Genomic DNA, 21,606 nt, shown 5'->3' on the forward strand with positions numbered 1-21,606 from the left:
CCCGCCGGTGGGCGAGGCGTCAGGTCAGCCCGACGGTTTCGATGTCGCACTCGATGCGCCGCTGACCCCGCGCGGCGTCCACCTCCGGGTGGTCCGGCCCGAACAACGCCTCCAGCGCCGCGGCAGCCTCGTCGAGCAGCTCGCGGCCCCGATCCTCCTCGCCGACCTCGATCAGATCGACCGACGCGTTGACCGCACAGTAGAGCGTGTACGGGTGCCCCGGCCCACGCAGGCGACGCGAGTCCTCAAGGATCGCCTCGGAGAGCACCTGCGCCTGCTCCAGCCGGTGCGACCGGACCAGGTTGATCGCCTGCGCGGTGCGCGCGCTCAGCAGGTACGGATGGGTGGGCGGCAACGCCTCGCCCATCGCCTGCAGGGTGGCCGCACCCAACTCCCGCGCCTCACGGTCGAAGTTGCGAGCCCGCAGGATCACCCCGAGGTTGACCGCAGCGCAGAGCGTGACCGGATGCCGATCTCCGAAGACGGCTCGGAAGGTGGTGTGCCCCTGGGCGGCCAGGGCGTACGCCTGGGTCGCGTCGCCCGCCGCGCGCATGGCGTTCGCGCAGGTCATGCCCGCCTCCGCGGCCAGCACATGATCGGTCCCGAAGCGGCGGGTCACCAGCCGGTAGTTGGCCGCGCCCTCGCTCACGGCGGCGTCGAGCCGCCCCGTCTTGCGCAGGCAGGCGATGTGGATGCAGGTGGCGCGCAGCACGGTGAGGTGCTCCGCTCCCAGCAGCGACCGCTGCACCGGCAGGGAGCTGTCCAGCAGCTCCAGCGCGTCGGCGTACCGGCCCAGGAGGTAGAGGTCGCGCGCCTGGGCCTCCTGGGCCAGCACCAGTGCATAGGTGCCGTCCTCCGCAGCGGCACCGGCATGCCGCACCACTTCGAGGTTGAGCTCGTACGCCCCTTCGAAGTCACCGATCAGGCGAAGGTTGATCGCCATCGAGTTCATCACCCGCAGCGTGCTCGGATGCCCGTCGCCGAGCACCCTGCGGTGCACGTCGAGGTTGCGCCGGTCCAGGTCGGCCGCGGCCGCGAAGTCGCCGATCCGCCGCAGGTCCGCGCCGACGCTGTTCGCCGCACCCAGGGTGTACTCGTGCTCCTCACCGAGGCTCGTCCGCATCCGCTCCAGCGCTTCGAGGCCGAACGCGGCCGCGCGCGGGTCGGCGAGCAGCCGCAGGGCGTCCGCGTACCGTCGCATCGCCAGCAGGGTCAGCGGATCGCCGCTGCGCCCGCCGTCTGGACCGGGCTGGTCCCAGGCGGCCAGGATCTCCTCAGCGAAGTCCCGACAGCCTTCGAAGTCACCCAGGTTGTAGATGTAGCGCAGCTGGTCCATCGCCGTCCGGCGGGCGTCGAGGTCACCGTGGATCAGACCGGCGACGCGGACGTGTGGCGCGATGTCGGCATGGCGGGGCCAGGTGCTCCGGTCGTCGGGAAAGCCCGGGTTGGCGGCGGCCAGCAGCCGGCGGGCGTTCGTCAGCGGACTGTCGTCGCCCTGCTCGGCGAGCCCCTCCCGGATGACCGCCTGCACCAGTCGGTGCACCTGTACGTGCCGGCTGGCGTTGTCCGCCTTCGCGAGCCCCAGCGACGCCAGTTGCCGGATGGCCCGGGCTATGTCGTTGCGCTCCTGGAGGCTGGTGCGCAGCGGTTCGTCCAACCCGGCGCGGCGCCCCTCCCAGAGCAGGCGCATCGGGACCGGGTCGGGGCTGAGGAAGGCGAGTAGCTGGATCAGCTGCGCGGCGGCGGGATTCTGCTCGCGTACCGCGGCGAGGGCCATCGACACCACAGTCAACACGGTGCCCCGGTACTGCCTGGGCTGCCCCTCACCCAGCAGCTCCCGGGCGTGTTCCTTGAGGTCGACGAGGTACTCGTCGACCGACGACAGCATGGTGAGCAGCCAACTGACGGCTTGTTCCAGGGCGAGTGGCAGGTCGCCAAGCTCGGCGGCGAGCCGGCGGGCGTCGTCAGGGCTGGTGGCGGGACGCCGCTTGAGCAGCAGTTCCACGCTCTCGGCTCGGGTGAAAACGTCGACGTCCAGGGTCAGGGCACTCGCCGACCAGGCCATGTTCCGCGACGTGACGAGGACGTGGCCGCGTTCGCCGACGAGGTTCGAGGAAGGCATGAGCGGAGCCAGCTCGTGCGGGTCGTCGGCGTTGTCGTAGACCAGCAGCCAACTGAGCGAACTCGTCGACAGCGAGTCGAGGACCGTCCGCACGGTCTGCTCCAGGCTGGCGCTGGCGGCCAGGCCGAGCCGCTCACCGAGAGCGGCGATCGAGGTACGCAGCGCGGTGAGATCCTCGGCGGCCATCCACCAGATCAGCTGGTAACGGTCCGCGTACCGGTAGGCGAACTCGACAGCGAGCTGGGTCTTGCCGACCCCACCGACACCGCGCAGCGCCGCTTCCGGCAGCACCGAGGCCCGGTGCTGTGACGACAGAAGCTCGTCGAGCGCGACGAGCTGTTTCTCCCGGCCGGTGAAGTACAGGTTGCGCGGTGGGACGCCGCCCCGGATGAGAGTTCGGGACCGCTGGGGCGTCGTCTCCTCGATGATGATCGTCCTGCGCATGTCGGATTCAGGTTCCTCTCCACCGGCCTCGGCCGGTGCCGCCTGGTGCGGGGATCGTAGCGACGTCCAGTGCGCCTTCGCAGCCACGCGCATATCGTCGAGGTCGGCGGTGGTGAGCCGCAGGGCCGCCGCCGCATCCCGCAACCACTGCTCAAGCGGCTTGCCGTCCGACTCGAGGCCGGCGTGGACCAGGCCCGCCAGCGCCACGGCCGCCGGGACCTGCCAGTCACCCACCGGTTGCCAGCCGACGGCCTCCACCAGGCCGGGCAGGTCCTCCGGTGACAGCGGATGATCCGTGACCGCCGCGACGGCTCCGGTCACCACCTCGGGCGGGACGTCCGTGAGCAACTGCGCGAGAAGCCAGGAGAGGTAGATCTGCTGGGCGGACGTGACCGCGCTGGCACCGGGGTGGAAGTTACCGATCACCTGCAACAGCGTCGACATGCCCCGGGGCTCCTGCGCGCAGGCGCGCACGATGCGGTAGACGTCGTACCGGACCTCGGAGTGCCGGGGCACCGACAGTGGCTTGCGCAGCTCCCCCTCGACCTCGTCGAGGTAGAGGGCCCGGGTGTTTCCGTCGTTGATCGAGCTCATCGACAGCAGCGCGTCGCAGATGGCTTGCACCTGGGCGCTCGGCATCCGGGGCGTCGTCACCGATTGTCCTCCGTACCCGTCAGCAGACCGAGGCTCTCGGCAAGGTCACGGAAGGCCCGCAGTGGCCTGCTCGCCGGCCCTTCCGTCAACAGCAGGACGCGATAGAGAGCCGCGATCCCATCGTCGTATTCTAAGCCCGTTCGAATCAGGCCGAACATGTCGAGACCCAATGGCCCGAATGGGTTCACCATCCGACTGATGTGCGATGGCAGCGACTGAATGACCAATTGACGGCTGTCGGGGTGCCGGAGTACCGGGATTTCCTCCAGCAGTCGGGCCAGCGCCATCTTTTGCGCGAATGAGAGCGGCGCGGGTGCCGGCCGGTGCGCCGCCCGGGCGACAGCCGCCAGCGGGCCGGACGGCAGCAGAGCAGGCGGCAACAGGCCGGGCGGCAGCAGGGCACGCCACTGCCCGACGGGCAACATCCAGCCGACCAACTGCTGGCCGACGCTCGCGCGGGCCAGCACCATGCCCACCACGGCGCCATCCGGCGCGTACACCCCGGAACCACTGAACCCCCTGTCGATTCCGGCCGTGGCAGGGGAGATCCGGTCGAGTTGACGCCATCCCGTGCCCGCGTCGACCGGACCGACGGCCCGCGCCAGCACCATGACGGACGCGGGAGTGCTGGCCGGAAAACCCACGATCCGCACGTCGAACTCGTCGCCACGATCGGCCAGGGTGGCGGGGGCGGACGGCAGCGGTGTGGCGCAGCGCAGGACCGCCAGGTCGCCGTCGCCCGCCGGGCCGACAGCCCGGGACCAGGTCACCTCGGCGGCGACCCGGGTGCCGGGGTGGCTCGGTGTGTCGACGAGCACCCGGGGCTGGTCCGCTCCGGTGCCGTCATCGACGACATGCCAGCAGGTCAGCACCAGGTCACTGGTCAACTGGATGCCCGCGCCGACGACCGACGAGGAGTGGCCACCGAGTATCCGCACCCGGCCGGCGAGCGACCGGGTGCCGGTCACCCGTTCTCCGCCAACCACTCGACCAGGACGGCCAGCGGCCGGCGGCAGGCACTGCGGTCAGTCATGCGCGGCGTTCTCCTGCGCGCCGGCCCCGTCCTCAGCAGGTGACGGCAGTGCGGGGACGGGCGAGGTCCAGATCAACTTGACCTTGAGGTGGCCCTGAGCGCTGGTGCGGGCGACGACGGCGCCAGCCTCCGCGGTGAGGGTGACGCCGATCTCGACCTCCACCTGATCGGGGCGCACCGCCACCCCCCGGACCACGCCCAGCGCCGCGTCGAGCGCGGGCTTGATGTGGGCCAGTGCCATTTCCAGCGTCTGCCGGGCGGGGCGGATCCGGTCGAGCAGACCGACCCGTTCCAGATCGGTGCCAGCGTGTTCCTCGACGAGGAGGACGCCCTGATCAGTCTCGAAACGAAGGAGATCCGCCACGTGACAAATTCTCGCCGAAAGATCGTTCGGAATAGGTGTCAGATCACTGACAGGAGTCATTGCATGCACAGTGCGCCGACACGGGACACATCTGCTTGCCATCACCACTGCGGCCTGTCAGCCTGACGCAATGCAGGACACGGCGACCTTCCAGGATCTGCTCCGCGAAGGCGCCGACGCATCAGTGGACGGTTGGGACTTCTCCTGGTTCGACGGCCGCGCGACAGAACAGCGGCCGTCCTGGGGATATCTGAAACTCATGGCAGCCCAGATGAGAGTGGCCCACGCCGCACTGGACATCCAGACCGGCGGCGGCGAGGTGCTCTCGGAGGTGCCGGCATTCCCACCGGTGACCGTGGCCACCGAACACTGGCCGCCCAACCTCCAGCTGGCCCGACGCGCGCTCGAACCGCGCGGCGTGCGGGTGGTCGACGTCGCCGAGGACGCTCCGTTCCCGTTTCCCGACGAGACGTTCGACCTGGTGGTGAGCCGGCATCCCAACGTCGTGCTCTGGGACGAGATCGCACGGGTGCTCACTCCCGGCGGGCGGTACCTCGCCCAGCAGATCGGCCCCGGCTCGAACCGGGAGCTGGCCCAGTTCCTCACCGGTCCCCGCGAGATCAGCGACGAACGCAGCCCAGCCCGCGCCGCCGCCGACGCACGAGCCGCCGGCCTGGTCATCGACGAGCTGCGGCACGAGGCGCTGCCGACCACCTTCAACGACGTGGCAGCGGTGGTGCACTTCCTCCGCAAAGTCATCTGGACGGTGCCGGACTTCAACGTCGACCGCTACCGGGCCCGCCTCGCCGATCTGCACGACCACATCCGTCGCCACGGTCCGTTCGTGGCCCACGCCCAGCGCATCCTGGTCCGGGCGCACAAGCCCGAGCGCTGACACGACAGCGCCCGCGCTGCTGGCCGGGTTTCGCCCGTTTCCGCCGGGTGTCTGGTGGGTAGGGCCCCTTCATGGACACGAACACCACGGCCCACCTGGTGGGCGGCCCCCGAGACGGCAGCACCCACGAGACCGGCAACGAGGCACTCGTCGAGGTGGAGATCGACGGCCTGATGCACCGCTACATCAAGACCACCAAGCAACACGACGATGGTCGACCGCTCTACAACTACGACGGGGCGGTCGCCCCGGACGGCGGCGAGCCCGGCGTCGAGGATCCAGCCGCCCGGGTCGCATCGCCCCGAGCCGACGCCGAGGGGCACGGCGGCACCCACTGACCGCCGCACCATCGGGATCACGCAAGCCCACGAAGGAGATACCGGTCGGAGCGGCCGGCCACGGATGAACCGCGGCCGGCCGGGTAAGCGGCGACCTTGCCTGGTGGGGAGACGACCGGGTGCACGGGTGGGCGGTCGCGGACCGGCCCGCCCGTGCACACCCGGTCAGTTCGAGGAGATCCAGTTCCAGGCCGAGACGACCCAGTCGGTCTGCTGGAGCCACGCCACGCCGAGGCCGACCAGGAACACCGCCGTCGCCAGGTGGGCACCTCGGGCGCTGCGCCGGACCCGGCCCAACTGCCGCTCCAACACCACCCGGCCGACCAGCCGGAACAGGGCGAACAGGCCGACCGCCACCAGCAGGCTGAGCACCAGCACCAGCAGGGGGCCGCTCAGGTCACCCTGACCGGACAGCGCCCAGATCCCCCAACACACGAACGCGAAAAGGCCTGCCGCCGCGCTCCACTCACCGCCGCGCCGCAGCTGCGCCACCCGGGAGCTCAGTGAGCGGCGGGGCACCGGCTCTCCGGGCCAACCGGTGCCGGTCGGCTCCTGCTCTACCACCGGGAACGGCTCCGTCCGCGGGGTGCGCGGTTCACCCACCGGAGCGACCCCCCGGCGGAACCCGTCACGCTGCGGCGGCACCCCGACGCCGGCCTGCGGTGGCACCTCCACGGTCCGCTCCGCCCACGGCTGCGTCTGGTCTGCCATCTCGTCCTCCCCCTGACCGACGGCAACAGCACCGCCTGATTCGAGAGTAGCCAGCCGGCAAATCGGTCGCCGACCCCGGCCGGGACGCGCGGCCCCGCGACGGTGCCGGATCGAACCCGGCCAGGGTACGGTCGGCTGATGGGTGACCCCGACCGACGACGGCGACGGCTGCGCCACCACGCCGACACCGAGACGGCCAGACCGGGTGCGGACGGCCCGACGGTCAGCACGCCGGGCGTGCACGACGGTGACGAGCCGCCGCCGAGACGCAGAAGCACGGGCGGCGACGAGCGCGACGGCGAGCGAGGGCTGCGCGGGTTGGTCGGTTCCGGCTCGTCCCAGGTGGGGCTGAGCGCGGCGCTACGGGCCCGGGATGCGGCCCGCCCCACCGACGACGACCTGGCCGAGGCGGAAGCCCGGGTGGTGGTCGTCCGGCGAAACTGGGTGCCCCGCGAGGAGTTGCCCCGCTCGCCGCGCTGAGCGCCGCACGGTCAGGGCAGGTCGGGCAGCTTCCGGGTCCGCTCGTACTCGGCCACCTGGGCGATCCGGCGAGCGTGCCGCTCGTTGCCGGAGAACGGCGTGTTCAGGAACGCCTCGACGATGCCGGTCGCCTCGTCCAGCGTGTGCTGGCGGGCACCGATGGCGACGACGTTCGCGTCGTTGTGCTGGCGGGCCAGTTGAGCGGTCTCGACGCTCCAGGCCAGCGCGGCGCGGACGCCGGCAACCTTGTTCGCGGCGATCTGCTCACCGTTGCCGGAGCCACCGATGACCACTCCGAGGCCCGTCTCGTCGGCCACCACCTGGTCGCCTGTGTGCAGGCAGAACGTGGGGTAGTCGTCGTCCGGGTCGTAGCTGTGCGGGCCGACGTCGACCACGTCGTAGCCCTGCATGGCCAGGTGGTTGGCCAGGTGCACCTTCAACTCGAAACCGGCGTGATCGGATCCCAGGTAGACGCGCATACCGGGCAGTCTGTCAGGCCGCGCTCGGGGACGTCACAGGGGCGGCGTCCCCGAGCCGGGTTCGTCACACGGTCGTGGGGATGGCACTCAACGCGGCAGCTCGGCGACGACCAGACCACCGCGCGCCTTCGGGGTGAACCAGGTGCTCTTGCGGGGCATCTTCTCCCTGGCCAGGTTGACCGCGACGAAATCCGCCACGGTCACCGGCGCGATCAGGATGGCCAACTCGGCCCGGCCGGCGTCGACCTCACCGGTGAGCCAGCTCGCCGGGTAGTCACCGCCGACGTAGGTGATCCGCTTGTCACCCGGGTCCAGACCGAGCGCGTCGCGCAGCACCAGCCGCTCGACCAGGGCGTGGTCCAGGTTTTCCAGGCGGGCGGAGGCGGTGGCGGGCAGGCGCACCGCGTACCCCTGGCCGTCGAGGCGGAGGTGCACGGTGCCGCCGGCCGCTGGGACCTCGACCGGGCCGTCGATCGGCTCGACCTCGGCGCCCGCGGCGCGCAGCCGGTCGAGCAGCTCGGCCGGGGTGGTGGTCAGCTCGCTGACCAGCCGGTTGTACGGCTGGATGGCCACTGACGCGGGGGTGGTGACCACGGCCAGGAAGCGCGGCAGCCCGCCGGTCTGGGCGGCCAGGCTGCGGTGGTTGCCGTCCGCGACGACCAGGTCCCCGCCACCGGCGAGAGCGGTCAGCGTTGCCTGCTCCGGGCCGGGGCCGAGCAGCCAGATGGCGTGCGTGCGCCCCGCCTGGTCGGTGTCCGTCGCGGCGGGCGCGCCGGCCGTGTCGGTCGCCGCCGCGAGCGCGGCGTGCAGCTCGTCGCCACGCCCGGTCTGGAGCAGGAGTACGGGTGAGAGCAGGTGACCCAGCGCGTCGGCCAACGCCACCCGCTCGCGCACCTTGGCGATGAAGACGTCCTCGTTGCGGATGACCAGGCCCGGTTCGTCTGCCCGGGTGGAGATCTGGTCGGTGTCCACCATTGCGAACAGCCCGTACGCCGGCTCCTCACCGGGCGCGCTGATCCGGTAGAGCACCACCACCTGCTCGGCGGGGGTGTAGCTGCCGTCGGCCTTGGCCTCGGCGAGGCGGGCCACCGCGTCCGGCAGCGCGTCGAGGAACGACTTGCCCAGGCTCTGCGGGGCGCGGTGCGGCATCTCGATGCCGAGAGCGCTGTGCGGGTTCGACTCGATGATCGCGGTGATTTCCGCGTCGTCGGCGAACTCGTCGTAGTTTTGCGCGCCGGTGCCGCCAGTGGTGACCCAGGCCCGGGTGATCGGATGCACGACCGTCATGCCCACTGACGCTACCGGCGACGGTGTCGCCGCCGACGGGGACCCGCGGGGCGTCCACCAGATGAAAACGCCCGGTGGGGCCCGGCTGGTCAGCCCGCGCGGTCGGAGGTGCCCCGGCGGTGCTTACCCGCGCTCACCGGCCCACCGTTGCCACGCCGACCGGTCCCGAGCGGCCCGGTGTTCAGGGCGCGGCGGGGCGACGCGGGCGGCCCCGGCACCGGACGGTCGGGCGGAGGCGTGGGAACGGGCCGCGGGCTCAGCGGCGGCGTCGGCACCGGGCGCGGAGGAGCCGGCGCCGGCGGCGGAGGCGCCGGTTCGGCCGGTGCCGCCCCCGATGGCACCAGCGCAGGCGTGTCGCTCGACACCGCGTCGACGGACGACGGCAGTGAGTCGGCCGCCATGGGCGGGGTGAGCCGGGAGGTCACCGGGACCCGGGCCACGCCCACCACGATGGGCGGCGCGAGTAGATCCACCAGGTGGGCGGGCAGGTCCGGGCGGACAGTCGGCCAACGGGAGTCGTCGACGGACCAGTAGTCCGCGCCGGGAGTCTCGATCACCCCCTGCCGGGTCAACTGATCGTCACCGGACGCACGGTGCTTGGCCATCGGGATTTGCCTCCACGAACTGCGGCGCGCGGCCCCTGCGGGTCGCTGCGGCGGACACCGAGGGAAACGACGCCGCCCGCCTCCCGGTGACGCCACGACCCTCCGCCGACCTCGGCACCCGACGAGAAACGCCCCCGTCCGCGCGACTGACGAAGCACGGACGGGGGCGCGGTGGTCATCGCTCAGTCGAAGATCGGGCTCTGCTCCCGGGTGCGCTTGAGCTCGTAGAAGCCCGGGGTGCCGGCGACCAGCAGCACGCCGTCCCAGAGCCGGCCGGCGGCCTCCCCCTTCGGAGCCGGAGTGATCACCGGGCCGAAGAACGCGACAGGGGTGCCGTCCGGGCCGGGCGCGTGCACGACCGGCGTGCCCACGTCCTGCCCGACCGGGCGCATGCCCGCCTCGTGGCTGGCCCGCAGCGCCTCGTCGTAGTCGGTGCTGTCGGCGGCCGCCGCCAGTGCCGGGTCGAGGCCGGCCTCGGTGAGCGCGGCCACGTACAGCTCCGGACCCCGCTCCTGCTTCTGCAGGTGGATCCGGGTGCCGAGCGCGGTGTAGAGCGGGCGCAGCACGTCATTGCCGTGCAGTTGCTCGGCGGCGATGCAGATGCGCACCGGGCCCCAGGCGGTCTTCAGGAACTCCTTGTACTCCTCGGGCAGCTCGTCCCGGCCGTCGTTGAGCACTGCCAGGCTCATCACGTGGAAGCGGATGTCCACGTCCCGGATCTGTTCGACCTCGAGCAGCCAACGGGAGGTGATCCAGGCCCACGGGCAGGCCGGGTCGAACCACATGTCGGCGGTGACACGCTCGGCCACGGTGAGATCCTTTCGCGACGGGTGGCGCCGGCAGCGGTCGGCGTCTCAGGAGAATCTTCACCCCGCAGCGCGTCGGCCGGCACCCGAATGAGAGCGTGACCTCGGCCACCGCGGGCTGCCCGTACATGGAAGACTCGAATCGGGCCAGCCGTCACGAGCGGTAGGCGAACGGGCGCCGCCGGGCGTACGGCGACATGTGGGATGGAGACGAACAGTGCCGGGAGTGCGCAACCTGACGCAGGTCGAGGCGACCGAGCGGGCACGCCTGCTCAACGTGACGGGGTATGACATCAGTCTGGACCTGTCCAGCGCCGTGCTGGCGGCCGACGGCCGCACGTTCAGGTCGACGACCGAGGTCCGGTTCCGCTGCTCCGAACCGGGCGCGAGCACCTTCATCGAGCTGGCCGCCGATTCGGTGCGGTCCGCGACGCTGAACGGCACGCCCGTCGACCTCTCCGACTGGTCCGCCGAGAAGGGCCTGACCCTGTCCGGGTTGGACAGCGACAACGTCCTGGTGGTCGACGCCGACTTCAATTACTCCAACAGCGGTCAGGGTCTGCACCGGACGGTCGACCCGGTGGACGGCGAGACGTACCTCTACAGCCAGTTCGAGACGGCCGACGCGCAGCGGGTGTACGCCTGCTTCGACCAGCCCGACCTGAAGAGCGTCTACACCTGGCACGTCACAGTGCCGGCGCACTGGCGGGCGGTCTCCAACATGCCGGTGCAGCGGGAGGAGCCGGCGGGTGAGGCGCTCAAGACGCTGCACTTCACCGAGTCGCCCCGGATGAGCACCTACATCACGGCGATGTGCGCCGGGCCGTACCACGAGGTGCGCGACACGCACGACGGCATCGACCTGGGGGTGTTCTGCCGGGCGTCGATGGCACAGTACCTGGACTCCGACGACCTGTTCCTGATCACCAAGCAGGGCTTCGACTTCTTCCACGAGAAGTTCGACGTGCGCTACCCCCTGCCGAAGTACGACCAGCTCTGGGTGCCCGACTTCAACGCCGGCGCGATGGAGAACTTCGGCTGCGTGACGCACGCCGAGTCGCACTACCTGTTCCGCTCGCAGGTCACCGACTTCGAGTACGAGCAGCGGGCCAACACGATCCTGCACGAACTGGCCCACATGTGGTTCGGTGACCTGGTCACCATGCGCTGGTGGAACGACCTGTGGCTGAACGAGTCGTTCGCCGAGTGGGCCAGCCACTGGTGCAACACCAACGCGACCCGGTTCACCCAGGCGTGGACGACCTTCCTGTCCATCCGGAAGAACTGGGGCTACCGGCAGGACCAGCTCTCCTCCACCCACCCGGTCTACACCGAGATGCCGGACATGGAGGCCGTGGAGGTCAACTTCGACGGCATCACCTACGCCAAGGGCGCGAGCGTGCTCAAGCAGCTCGTCGCGTACGTGGGTGAGGAGCCGTTCGTGGCCGGGCTGCGGGCCTACTTCGGCAAGCACGCCTGGGGCAACGCCACCTTCGACGACCTGCTCACCGAGCTGGAGGCCGCATCCGGGCGGGAGCTGCGCAAGTTCGCCGCGCAGTGGTTGGAGACCGCGCAGGTCAACACGCTGCGGCCGGAGGTGACCATCGGCGCCGACGGCACGTACGAGCAGGTGCTGGTGCGGCAGGAGGCCCCGGCGGCGTACCCGACGCTGCGGACCCACCGGATCGGCGTGGGCCTGTACGACCTGACCGACGGGCGGCTGGTCCGTCGGGAGCGGTACGAGGTGGACGTGACCGGCGAGCACACGGATCTCGCCCCGCTGCGTGGCGTCCGGGCGGCCGACGTGTTGCTGCTCAACGACGACGACCTCAGCTACACCAAGCTGCGCCTCGACGAGCGCTCGATGGCGACAGTGGTGCAGCACATCGGTGGCTTCGACTCGTCGCTGGCCCGCGCTCTCTGCTGGACCGCCGCATGGGACATGATCCGCGACGCCGAGCTGTCCGCCCGCGACTACGTGGCGCTGACGCTGAGCGGGCTGCCCGCAGAGACCGACATCAACCTGGTCACCGCCACCCTGCGGCAGGCGACCACCGCGCTCACCCTGTACGCCGACGCGGCCTGGGCGCCGACCGGCTGGGCCGACCTGGCCCGTACCGCCCGCGACGCGCTCGCCGCCGCCGCGCCCGGCAGCGGGTTCCAGTTGGCCTGGGCCCGTGCGTTCACCTCGGCGGTCCGCTCCGAGGAAGACCTGGCCACGCTGCGCGGTTGGCTGGACGGCACCGGCATGCCGGCCGGGCTGACAGTCGACACCGAGCTGCGCTGGTCGGTCCTCGCCGCGCTGGTGGCCAACGGTGCCGCCGGCACCGCCGAGATCGAGGCCGAGCTGAGCAGCGACCGCACGGCCAGCGGCGAGCGGGAAGCGGCGTACGCGCACGCGTTGATGCCGACGGCCGAGAACAAGGCCGCCGTGTGGGCCCTGCTCACCGGCCCGGACGCGCTGCCCAACTGGCGGCACCGGGCGCTGTTGCAGGGCTTCGCCCACCCGGCGCAGGTGGAGCTGGTCGCCCCGTACCGGGAGCGGTACTTCGCGGCGGTCGGGCAGGTGTGGGCCACCCGGGACAGCGAGCCGGCGCAGGAGTTCGCCCAGTTGGCGTACCCGACCTACCTGGTGGAGGACGACACGGTCGCGGCCACCGACGCGTGGCTGGCCGGTGACGGGCACCCCGCCCCGCTGCGTCGACTGGTAGCCGAGGGCCGCGACGGTGTGGTGCGGGCGCTGAAGGCCCGCGCGAAGGACGCCCAGCAGAGCTGACCAGCGAGGATTCGGCCCGGGCCGGCGTGGGTGCGAACCGACGCCGGCCCGGGCCATTATGGTTGCGAAAGGAGGTGGACGTGATGGCACAGCCGACCTACCAATGGCAGCCCCCGGAGCGGGGCTGGCGCGAGCAGGACCTGTCCGACCTGCCTGAGAACGGGAACCGCTACGAGATCATCGACGGGAGCCTGCACGTGACGCCACCGGCCAGTCCCGAACACCATGAACTGGCCGACGAGATCCGAATGGCGCTCCGCCAGGCAGCTCCCGCAGGGTGGCGGGTGATCCGGGAGATCGGGGTACACGTCTCTGGCGGCAATCTCATCCCCGATCTGACGGCGTTGCGTCCAGGCGCGCCGCGTGGGCGGATGTGGGCCGAACCGGTGGACATCGGGCTCGTCCTGGAAGTCGAGTCGACGGCAAGCCGCCGGCACGATCGCTTCACCAAGCCCGCCCTCTACGCCGAGGCAGGCATCCCGCACTACTGGCGGGTGGAACGGGGCAACTTCGGCCCGGTGATCTACCGCTATCGGCTTGGCGAGGGTGAACACTACGAGTTGTTGGGCACCCTGGGCCCGGAAGACCCGGTGAACGTGGACGAGCCGTGGCCGATGAAGCTGGACCCGTCCGCCTGGCCCCGCTGACACATCGAAGCCCGGCCCGCTGAACGCGGGCCCGGCTTCGTCGTGTCTGTGGGTCAGCCCTTGCCGGCGTGGCTGGCGAGCTGGTCGAGGCCGTTGATGATGCCGCCGGCCAGGTCACCGCCGCTGAACGCGCCGACCATGGAGAGCGCGGCCAACTTGGCGTACGTGTCGGGGATGCGCTTGCGGGCGTACCGGCCGGTGATGATCTCCAGCTGCCGCTGGTTGGGCGACACGGCGATCAGCACCGACTTGTCGGGCTCGGCGAGCTGACGGTGCAGCCGCTGGGCGTGTTCGCGGATCGGCTCGTCGAGACCGCCGACGAAGACCGAGAAGACCAGGCCGGTGCCCTTGTCGGCCAGGCGCAGGGCCTCGTCGATGCGCAGCAACTGGCGGGTCGAGAACGGCCCGTCGAGCACCTCGGGCGGATTTTCCGACCCGGTCTGCTTCTCACCAACGGTCACTTGCGCCTCCGGTTCCACCGGCCGGCGCCTCGACGCTGGCCTGCTCAAGCTTGTGGCTGGTCAGCGCGGGCGCCTGCGCCCCCGCCGTCAGCGCGGTGCCGGCCGAGTCGGCCAGCTGCTCCGGACGGCCCAGGAACCAGACCGGAGTGAAGTCGAAGGGCCGGCCCGGGCGGTAGCGCTTGGCGCCACCGCCACCGCCGGTGGCACCCCCACGGCTACCGGCGTACGACAGGCCGGCGATGACCAGCACCGCGGCCAACGGGATGCCGACGAAGACCAGCAACGTCTCGGTAACAGACAATCCCAACGCCCCCAGGCGGAAGAAGGACGACCTTGAACAACCGGGTCGGGTGGACGATCACGCTGCCGACCGCCCGACTCCGTCGCCATTCACGTTAGCGGAGTCGACGGCCCGCCAGATTGCGGGGTGCCGATCCCATCCGTCACTGGAGTTCTCCAGTTGCGCAGCGGTAGCGATAAGCCGCGCGTCGTCGCCGTACCGACCGGTGAGCAGCACCCCGACGGGCAGGCCGTCGGTCGTGGTACCCAGTGGCAGGGAGACGGAGGGATCGCCGGTGACGTTGAAGATGGCGCAGTAGGGCGAGAACCGGCGTTGCCGGTCGAAGTCGGCGGCCGGGTCCGCGTCGGCGGTGAACCAGCCGACGGGTGCCTGCGGTGTGGCCAGGGTGGGACAGAGGAGCAGGTCGCAGCCGGCTGTGCGGCGGGCACCGAGGCGGACCTGGGCCTGCAACTCCCCGAGGGTGGCGGACAGGGTGCCGGCGGAGAGTTCGGCGCCCCGGGCCCGGAGCAGCCGGGTCAACGGCAGCAGCTCCGCCTCCCGCTGCGGTGGCACCGGGGCGAGCGCCAGGACGTACCAGAGGATCTCGAACAGCGGCCACGCCGCCGGCCCGAGCGGCGGCGGCACCTCGACCACCTCGTGACCGGCCGCCGTGAGCAGCGCGGCGGCCCGGTCCACGGCGGCGACGCAGTCGGGATGCACCGGTTCGTCGGCGAGCATCGGCGTGGTGAACCGGCCGATCCGTAGCGGGCCGGGCTCGGCCCGGCGCGCGACCGCCAGGTAGCCGCCGGACGGCGCGGGCGGCGGCAGGTAGGGCTCGCCGGGGACCGGGACGGCCATGACGTCGAGCAGTGCCGCGACGTCGGTGACCGTCCGCCCGAGCGGGCCACTGGTGGGCAGGCCGAACGCGCCGGAGCCGATCGGCCCGCCGGAGACGAGGCCCCGACTGGGCTTGTAGCCGACCAGGCCGCAGAGCGACGCCGGGATGCGCAGCGATCCACCGCCGTCCGACCCCTGGGCGACCGGGACCAGCCCGGCCGCGACCGCCGCCGCCGCGCCGCCGCTGGACCCGCCCGCGGTGTACGCCAGCTGCCACGGGTTGCGGGCCGGCGGCGCGACCCGGCCCTCCGAGTAGAGCGAACAGCCCAGCTCGGAGGTGGTCGTCTTGCCCAGGCTGACCAGACCGGCGGCCTTGATGAAGCGGACCACGTCGGCGTCGACCGGCGGGACGAAGTCGAAAAAGGCGGCCGAACCGAAGGTGGTGCGGACCCCGGCGGTGAGCGTCAGGTCCTTGATCGCGGTTGGCACGCCGTGCAGCGGGCCGCGCTCCTCGGTCGGCACCGCGTCGGCGGCGCGCGCGGCCTGCCGGGCGAGGTCCGGTGTGACGGTGACGAACGCGCCCACTGTGTCGCCGAGCGCCGCCACCCGGCGCAGGGAATGCTCGACCAGCTCGACGCTGGACAGCTCGCCGCGGGTCATCGCGGCGGCCTGCTCCAACGCGGTCAGGTCGTGCGGCTCGGCCATGCCGTCATCCTGCCGGCAGTCGGTCGTTCGCGCAGCCGACACGCGCCGACGACCGGAAACGGACCAACCGGGCGCCCGCCCGTCCGCCCGGCCTGCCCGGTCTGTAGATCTTGGACAGTTTCCGTCAGCGCCGGACGGAAACTGTCCAAGATCTGCTCACGTCGAGAGCTAGGCGGACGATCAGCCGTGCAGGAAACGGAGGGCGTTGGTCGACAGGAGCTTGTCGCGCTGGTCGTCACTGAGGAAGTCGGCCGCGTGAACCACCGCGCCGGCCGGCCGTTCGCCCAGCGGGTACGGGTAGTCGCTGCCGACCAGCACCCGGTCCTCCCCCAGCGTGTCCACCAACAGCCGCAGGGCGGGCGGCGCGAAGACCACCGAGTCGACGCTGAACCGGTCGAGGTAGCTGCTGGGCGGGCCGGCAGACGCGCCCCGGACCAGGTCGCCACGGCGGTGCCAGGCGTTGTCGGCGCGGCCGAGCCAGAACGGGAAACTGCCACCGCCGTGCGCGAAACAGATCCGCAGCGTCTCGGGCACCCGGTCGAAGACACCACCGAGGATCATCGCCAGCACCGACAGGTGCGTCTCGGCGGGCATCCCGGTGAGCCAACGGGCCATCCAGCGGTCCAGTCGCGGCCCGCCGGGCATGTCCCACGGGTGGACGAAGACGGGTGCGCCCACCTCGGCACAGTGCTGGAGGAAGGTGACCACGCCGGCGTCGTCCAGGTCCCGGTCGCCGACGTGGTTGCCGATCTCCACGCCCACGTGCCCGGCGGCGAGGCTGCGGTCCAGCTCGGCACAGGCGGCGTCCGGGTCCTGGAGCGGCACCTGGCAGAACGGCACCAGCCGGTCACCTCCGGCCGCGGTGACCTCCAGGGTCAGGTCGTTGAAGATCCGGGCGACCTTCACCGCCTGGTCGGCCGGGCGGTCGTAGCTGAAGAAGACCGGGGTGGGCGAGACCACCTGCACGGCCACGCCGTCGGCGTCCATGTCGGCCAGTCGGCGCGACGCGTCCCAGCACTCGGCGCCGACCGGGCGGAACTCCGTCTCCCCCACCATGATCATGGCGGCGCGCTCGGAGTCGACCCGCAACCACGGCCAGCCGGACCCGCCGCACGCCGCGCCGAGGTCCGGCCAACCCTTGGGTACGACGTGCGTGTGCACGTCGACCACGCCTGCGGGCATCAGCCCTTGCCCGGGTGCAGGGTGCCGCAGTTGGCGCAGGTGCGCGCCTGCTCGTCGGCGTAGAACGCCTGGAACACCGGGGGCAGATCGGCGGCGATGTCGCGAACCTGCAACTCGACCTCGTGCACTTTGCTGCCGCACTGCGGGCAGTACCACTGGAACGTCTCCAGCGTGCCCTCCTCGCGGACGCGCTCGACGACCACACCGATCGAGCCGGCCTCCGGCCGCTGCGGCGAGTGCGGGGTGTTGCGCGGCAGCATCCACATCTGACCCTCGCGCACGTGCACCGTACGCGGCCCCTCCGGGGTGACCAGGTTGATGTGCATGTTGCCCTTGACCTGGTAGAAGAACTCCTCGTACGGGTCCACATGGAAGTCGGTGCGCTGGTTGGGCCCGCCCACCACCATCACGATGAAGTCGTCCCCGCCGGGGAACATCTCCTTGTTGCCCACCGGGGGCTTCAACAGGTGCTGGTTGTCGGCGATCCAGCCCGGAAAGCTGAACGGCTCGGCGATCTCACTCACGACTGACCTCCCGAGGGAAGAAGGGCCACGGCCTGGATTTCGATCAGCAGGTGCGGGTGCGGCAGCTGGTGCACCGCCACCGTCGTACGGGTCGGGCCGGAGGCGTCGAAGAACTCGGCCCACACCTCGTTGTAACCACCGAAGTCGTTCATGTTGACCAGATACGTCGTCACCTGGACCAGGTCGGTGAGGTCCGCGCCGACCGAACGCAGCAGATCCCGCACGTTCTCGATGACGGCCCGTGTCTGCACACGGATGTCGAGGTTGGTGGTGCCGAACCCGTCCACCTCGACACCGGCGAAGGTGTTGTCCGGGCGCCGCGACGACGTACCGGAGACGAAGACGAACCCGCCGGCAACCTTGACGTGCGGAAAGGCTCCCCGCGGGACGGCCTTCCCGGCCACCACCCGGGCGGTCACGACGACGCCCGCAGCGAGGCCGTGCCGAGCTTCTCGACGACGGCACGGACGTGGGCGCCGGGACGCAGCGGCACCGCCGCGGTGGCGGCACCGGCCAGGAAAACCCACCCGGACTCCAGCCGCACCCCGTGCCGGCCCGCCAGCCGGATGCCCTCGTCGAGCGCCCGGCGCGGATCACCGAGGATCGCCGCCGTCGAGCCGACCTGCGCCACCCGCCCGTCGACCTCCAGCAGCACGCCCAGGTTGTCCAGCCCCGCCGGCACCGGCGACCACGGCCCGATCACGAAGGCGGCGGCCGAGGTGTTGTCCGCTACCACGTCCGGCAGCGAGAAACGGAAGTCCGCGTACCGGGAGTCGATCAACTCGATGGCCGGGGCGACCGCGCGGACCGCCGTGGCGAAGTCGCCGATCGGCTCGCCCGGCTCGGGCAGCCGGTCCAGCAGGAACGCCACCTCCGGCTCGACCCGGGGGTGGATGTACGCGGTCGGGTCCACGGCGCCGCCGTCGGGAACCCGCATCGCGTTGGTGAGCCGCCCCCAGATCACCTCGTCCACGCCGACCTGGGCCATCTTCGCCCTGCTGGTCAGCCCCATCTTCAACCCGACGAGCCGCTCACCGGCGTTCAGCCGGCGTTGCAGCAGCGCGGCCTGCACGGCGTACGCGGTGTCCACGTCGAGGCCGGTCTCGGCGGCGAGCTGCGGGATCGCGCTGGCCGTGTCGGCCGCCGCACCCAGCTTCTCGGCGATCCCGACGATGTCTACGCCGATCATGAATGCTGCTCCTTGTCGGCCAGGTCGAGTGCCACGTCCACGATCATGTCCTCCTGGCCGCCCACCATCCGGCGGCGGCCCAGCTCGACCAGGATCGACCGGACGTCCACGCCGTACTTCGTGGAGGCCCGCTCGGCGTGCCGCAGGAAGCTGGAGTAGACCCCGGCGTACCCGAGGGAGAGCGTCTCCCGGTCCACCTGGACCGGCCGGTCCTGAAGCGGGCGGACGATGTCGTCGGCGGCGTCCATCAACGCGAACACGTCGCAGCCGTGCTTCCAGCCGTGCAGCTCGGCGACCGCGACGAAGACCTCCAGCGGGGCGTTGCCGGCACCCGCGCCCATGCCCGCGAGGGAGGCGTCGACGCGGACGGTCCGGCCGTGCACCGCGTCGGGGCCGACCGGCGCGGGCCCGGTGACCCGGCCGTGCTCGACGGCGAGCACGCTGTTGGCGACCCCGAGCGACAGGTTGTGGTGGGCGTGGATGCCGATCTGCGTCTCCGGGGCGAGGACCTGCCGGTACGCGTCGACCCGCTGCGCCACGTCGGACATCAGCAGCCGGCCGCCGGAGTCGGTGACGTAGACGCAGTGCGCCCCGTACGACTCCATGAGCTTGGCCTGCCCGGCGAGCCCGGCCGGATCGAACATGTGCGACATCATCAGGAACCCGGCCACGTCCATGCCGTTCTCCCGGGCCCAGGAGATGTGCTGGGCGGAGATGTCCGCCTCCGTGCAGTGGGTGGCGATCCGGACGCTGGTCACCCCGAGCGCCTTCGCGGCCTTCAGGTCGGCGATCGTGCCGATGCCCGGCAGCAGCAGGGTGGTCAGTTTCGCAGTGGTCAGCACCTCGGCCGCCGCCGAGATCCACTCCGCGTCGCTGGCGGCGCCGTGGCCGTAGTTGACGCTGGAGCCGGCGAGACCGTCACCGTGCGCCACCTCGATGGCGGCCACCCCGGCGGCGTCCAACGCGGCGGCGATGGTGCGTACGTGGTCGACTGTGTACTGGTGGGCGATGGCGTGCATGCCGTCGCGCAGCGTCACGTCCTGGATGTACAGGTCGGTCATGGCGCGGCCACCTCCGAGGAACGCAGGGCGACCAGCCGCTCCGCGGTGCGCAGCGCGGCGGAGGTCATGATGTCCAGGTTCCCCGCGTACGCGGGCAGGTAGTGCCCGGCGCCGGAGACCTCCAGGAAGACCGACACCTGAAGAGCGGTGAGCCGCCGCCCGAGCGTCGGCAGGTACGCCTCGACCCGGTCGAACTGCACGTCCTGCTTGAGCCGGTAGCCAGGGACGTACTCCCGCACGGCCGCCACCATCTCGGCGACCGAGGCGGCGATGGCGTCGGTGTCGGCGTCGGCGTCCGGGCAGAGGCAGTAGACGGTGTCCCGCATCAGCAGCGGCGGGTCCGCCGGGTTCAGCACGATGATCGCCTTGCCCCGCTCCGCACCGCCCACCACCTCGATGGCCCGGGCCGTGGTCTCGGTGAACTCGTCGATGTTGGCCCGGGTGCCCGGCCCGGCGGACTTCGACGCGATCGACGCGACGATCTCCCCGTACGCCACCGGGGTGACCCGACGTACCGCGGCGACGATCGGCACAGTCGCCTGCCCGCCGCAGGTCACCATGTTGACGTTGGGCTGATGCAGGTGCTCGTCGAGGTTGACCGGCGGCACCACGTACGGGCCGAGCGCGGCCGGGGTCAGGTCGACCACAGTCCGGCCGTGGGCGCGCAACACCTCGTCGTGGCGTCGGTGCGCGCCGGCCGAGGTGGCGTCGAACACCAGCTCGACGTCGGCGAACTCGGGCATCGCGACCAGCCCGTCCACCCCGTCGGCGGTGGTGGCGACGCCGAGCCGGCGAGCGCGCGCCAAACCGTCGGAGGCCGGGTCGATGCCGGCCATCGCCACCATGCGCAGGCTCTCACTGAGCCGCAACACCTTGATCATCAGATCGGTGCCGATGTTTCCCGATCCCAGCACCGCCACGTTGGTGGTCACTGGCCGCCCCTGTCGCTGAAGGATGTCCGCACCGAGCCGAGTCCGGAGATCCGGGCCTCGTACGCGGCACCGGGGGTGACCGGCACCATCGGACCGAGCGCCCCGGAGAGCACCACGTCCCCGGCGCGCAGCGGATCGCCGGCACGGGCCAGGGTGCCGGCCAACCACTGCAGGGCGTGCAGCGGGTTGCCCAGGCAGGCGGCGCCCGCGCCCACCGAGACCGGTTCGCCGGCGTGCTCCAGCACCATTCCGCACAGTCGCAGGTCCACGTCGGCGAGCCGGCGCGGCGTGGTGCCGAGCACGAAGAGCCCGCTGGAGGCGTTGTCGGCGACGGTGTCCACGATGGAGATGTCCCAGGCGGCGATCCGGGAGTCGACGATCTCGATCGCCGGCAGCACGTGGTCGACCGCGCGGATCAGGTCGACAGTGGTTAGCTGCGGGTTCGGGAGATCCTTGTCGAGCACGAAGGCGATCTCCGCCTCCACGCGGGGCTGGAGCAGCCGGTCGATGGGCACCTCGACCCCGTCGCCGACCGCCATGGCGTCGGTCAGCATGCCGAAGTCCGGCTGGAACACCCCGAAGGTCTCCTGCACGGCCCGGGAGGTCAACCCGATCTTCGCGCCGACCCGGCGTTCGCCGCGGCCCTGCCAGGCCCGCGCCTGGAGTTGCTGCACCCGGTACGCGGCCTCGACGTCGCCCTCGGGCAGCAGCCGGCCCCGGAGCGGCGCGCACGGCTTGCCGGTGCTGCGGGCGTCGGCCAACTCCCGGTTGGCGGCCTCGATGTCAGCTTCCAT

General features: G+C 71.5%; 23 protein-coding genes. 5 read left to right on the forward strand and 18 right to left on the reverse strand.

Annotated elements, in window-relative coordinates; genetic code table 11:
- Nucleotides 1-19: 19 nt before the first annotated feature.
- Genes fxsT through GUI43_RS03015 form a run of 3 tightly spaced genes read right to left on the reverse strand, consistent with a single transcriptional unit; the run spans nt 20 to nt 4,617 of the window.
- Entirely contained in the window at nt 20-3,220 is a 3,201-nt protein-coding gene (gene fxsT, locus GUI43_RS03005) for an FxSxx-COOH system tetratricopeptide repeat protein (RefSeq protein WP_146765854.1), read from the reverse strand.
- The gene (locus GUI43_RS03010; RefSeq protein ID WP_170158667.1) at nt 3,217-4,188 is read right to left on the reverse strand and encodes a trypsin-like peptidase domain-containing protein; all 972 of its coding nucleotides are present in this window, start codon (nt 4,186-4,188) and stop codon (nt 3,217-3,219) included. The genes fxsT and GUI43_RS03010 overlap by 4 nt, the downstream gene beginning before the upstream one ends.
- A gap of 57 nt (nt 4,189-4,245) precedes the next feature.
- On the reverse strand, nt 4,246-4,617 hold the full coding sequence (locus GUI43_RS03015) for a CU044_2847 family protein (protein ID WP_112584156.1): 372 nt from the start codon (nt 4,615-4,617) through the stop codon (nt 4,246-4,248).
- A 130-nt stretch (nt 4,618-4,747) separates the two neighbouring features.
- Between GUI43_RS03015 and GUI43_RS03020 the strand changes: the two genes are divergently transcribed.
- Together GUI43_RS03020 and GUI43_RS03025 are read left to right on the forward strand one after the other, a co-directional pair.
- On the forward strand, nt 4,748-5,512 hold the full coding sequence (locus GUI43_RS03020; RefSeq protein WP_112584155.1) for a class I SAM-dependent methyltransferase: 765 nt from the start codon (nt 4,748-4,750) through the stop codon (nt 5,510-5,512).
- 71 nt (nt 5,513-5,583) lie between these two features.
- Complete coding sequence (locus GUI43_RS03025; RefSeq protein WP_091405397.1) at nt 5,584-5,850, forward strand: hypothetical protein; 267 nt, start codon at nt 5,584-5,586, stop codon at nt 5,848-5,850.
- A gap of 165 nt (nt 5,851-6,015) precedes the next feature.
- Here the strand turns inward: GUI43_RS03025 and GUI43_RS03030 are convergent, their stop codons facing one another.
- Complete coding sequence (locus GUI43_RS03030; RefSeq protein ID WP_112584154.1) at nt 6,016-6,561, reverse strand: hypothetical protein; 546 nt, start codon at nt 6,559-6,561, stop codon at nt 6,016-6,018.
- Between the two features lie 138 nt (nt 6,562-6,699).
- On the opposite strand from GUI43_RS03030, the gene GUI43_RS03035 reads away from it, so the two are divergent.
- Nucleotides 6,700-7,041, forward strand: coding sequence for a hypothetical protein (locus tag GUI43_RS03035; RefSeq protein WP_091405403.1), 342 nt, complete (start codon nt 6,700-6,702; stop codon nt 7,039-7,041).
- A gap of 11 nt (nt 7,042-7,052) precedes the next feature.
- Here GUI43_RS03035 and GUI43_RS03040 read toward each other — a convergent pair whose 3' ends face one another.
- The 4 genes from GUI43_RS03040 to GUI43_RS03055 all read right to left on the reverse strand — a co-directional run bounded on the left by GUI43_RS03040 (nt 7,053) and on the right by GUI43_RS03055 (nt 10,221).
- On the reverse strand, nt 7,053-7,520 hold the full coding sequence (locus GUI43_RS03040; RefSeq protein ID WP_112584153.1) for a ribose-5-phosphate isomerase: 468 nt from the start codon (nt 7,518-7,520) through the stop codon (nt 7,053-7,055).
- A gap of 87 nt (nt 7,521-7,607) precedes the next feature.
- Nucleotides 7,608-8,807, reverse strand: coding sequence for a DUF1015 family protein (locus tag GUI43_RS03045; RefSeq protein WP_091405411.1), 1,200 nt, complete (start codon nt 8,805-8,807; stop codon nt 7,608-7,610).
- An 89-nt stretch (nt 8,808-8,896) separates the two neighbouring features.
- Entirely contained in the window at nt 8,897-9,412 is a 516-nt protein-coding gene (locus GUI43_RS03050) for a hypothetical protein (protein WP_112584152.1), read from the reverse strand.
- 182 nt (nt 9,413-9,594) lie between these two features.
- Nucleotides 9,595-10,221, reverse strand: a complete 627-nt coding sequence (locus GUI43_RS03055) for a mycothiol-dependent nitroreductase Rv2466c family protein (protein ID WP_112697950.1) — start codon at nt 10,219-10,221, stop codon at nt 9,595-9,597.
- 223 nt (nt 10,222-10,444) lie between these two features.
- On the opposite strand from GUI43_RS03055, the gene pepN reads away from it, so the two are divergent.
- Both pepN and GUI43_RS03065 read left to right on the forward strand, forming a co-directional pair.
- Nucleotides 10,445-12,994, forward strand: coding sequence for an aminopeptidase N (pepN, locus tag GUI43_RS03060; protein WP_112697951.1), 2,550 nt, complete (start codon nt 10,445-10,447; stop codon nt 12,992-12,994).
- A gap of 83 nt (nt 12,995-13,077) precedes the next feature.
- Nucleotides 13,078-13,641, forward strand: coding sequence for a Uma2 family endonuclease (locus GUI43_RS03065; RefSeq protein WP_112698018.1), 564 nt, complete (start codon nt 13,078-13,080; stop codon nt 13,639-13,641).
- 53 nt (nt 13,642-13,694) lie between these two features.
- Here GUI43_RS03065 and GUI43_RS03070 read toward each other — a convergent pair whose 3' ends face one another.
- The 10 genes from GUI43_RS03070 to GUI43_RS03115 all read right to left on the reverse strand — a co-directional run bounded on the left by GUI43_RS03070 (nt 13,695) and on the right by GUI43_RS03115 (nt 21,606).
- Nucleotides 13,695-14,102, reverse strand: coding sequence for a DUF5130 family protein (locus GUI43_RS03070; RefSeq protein WP_091405419.1), 408 nt, complete (start codon nt 14,100-14,102; stop codon nt 13,695-13,697).
- Nucleotides 14,089-14,403 carry an aa3-type cytochrome oxidase subunit CtaJ gene (gene ctaJ, locus GUI43_RS03075; RefSeq protein ID WP_428842198.1) on the reverse strand — a complete coding sequence of 105 codons (315 nt, stop codon included), beginning with the start codon at nt 14,401-14,403 and terminating at the stop codon, nt 14,089-14,091. The genes GUI43_RS03070 and ctaJ overlap by 14 nt, the downstream gene beginning before the upstream one ends.
- Nucleotides 14,404-14,460: 57 nt before the next feature.
- Nucleotides 14,461-15,924 (reverse strand): amidase, encoded by a 1,464-nt coding sequence (locus GUI43_RS03080; protein WP_112697952.1) that lies wholly within the window; start codon nt 15,922-15,924, stop codon nt 14,461-14,463.
- Between the two features lie 180 nt (nt 15,925-16,104).
- Entirely contained in the window at nt 16,105-17,106 is a 1,002-nt protein-coding gene (locus GUI43_RS03085; protein WP_112601427.1) for an amidohydrolase family protein, read from the reverse strand.
- Nucleotides 17,106-17,630, reverse strand: coding sequence for a 3-hydroxyanthranilate 3,4-dioxygenase (locus tag GUI43_RS03090; RefSeq protein WP_112584144.1), 525 nt, complete (start codon nt 17,628-17,630; stop codon nt 17,106-17,108). The genes GUI43_RS03085 and GUI43_RS03090 overlap by 1 nt, the downstream gene beginning before the upstream one ends.
- Nucleotides 17,627-18,049, reverse strand: coding sequence for a RidA family protein (locus tag GUI43_RS03095; RefSeq protein ID WP_091405437.1), 423 nt, complete (start codon nt 18,047-18,049; stop codon nt 17,627-17,629). Before GUI43_RS03095 ends, GUI43_RS03090 begins: the two co-directional genes overlap by 4 nt.
- Nucleotides 18,046-18,819 (reverse strand): 2-keto-4-pentenoate hydratase, encoded by a 774-nt coding sequence (locus tag GUI43_RS03100; RefSeq protein WP_112697953.1) that lies wholly within the window; start codon nt 18,817-18,819, stop codon nt 18,046-18,048. Before GUI43_RS03100 ends, GUI43_RS03095 begins: the two co-directional genes overlap by 4 nt.
- The gene (gene dmpG / locus GUI43_RS03105; protein WP_112584142.1) at nt 18,816-19,880 is read right to left on the reverse strand and encodes a 4-hydroxy-2-oxovalerate aldolase; all 1,065 of its coding nucleotides are present in this window, start codon (nt 19,878-19,880) and stop codon (nt 18,816-18,818) included. Before dmpG ends, GUI43_RS03100 begins: the two co-directional genes overlap by 4 nt.
- Nucleotides 19,877-20,812, reverse strand: a complete 936-nt coding sequence (locus GUI43_RS03110) for an acetaldehyde dehydrogenase (acetylating) (RefSeq protein ID WP_112697954.1) — start codon at nt 20,810-20,812, stop codon at nt 19,877-19,879. The genes dmpG and GUI43_RS03110 overlap by 4 nt, the downstream gene beginning before the upstream one ends.
- A complete protein-coding gene (locus tag GUI43_RS03115; RefSeq protein ID WP_112584140.1) occupies nt 20,809-21,606 on the reverse strand; it encodes a 2-keto-4-pentenoate hydratase in 798 nt (265 codons plus the stop codon). The genes GUI43_RS03110 and GUI43_RS03115 overlap by 4 nt, the downstream gene beginning before the upstream one ends.

It is taken from the genome of Micromonospora noduli, assembly GCF_003264365.1.
GTDB lineage: Bacteria > Actinomycetota > Actinomycetes > Mycobacteriales > Micromonosporaceae > Micromonospora > Micromonospora noduli.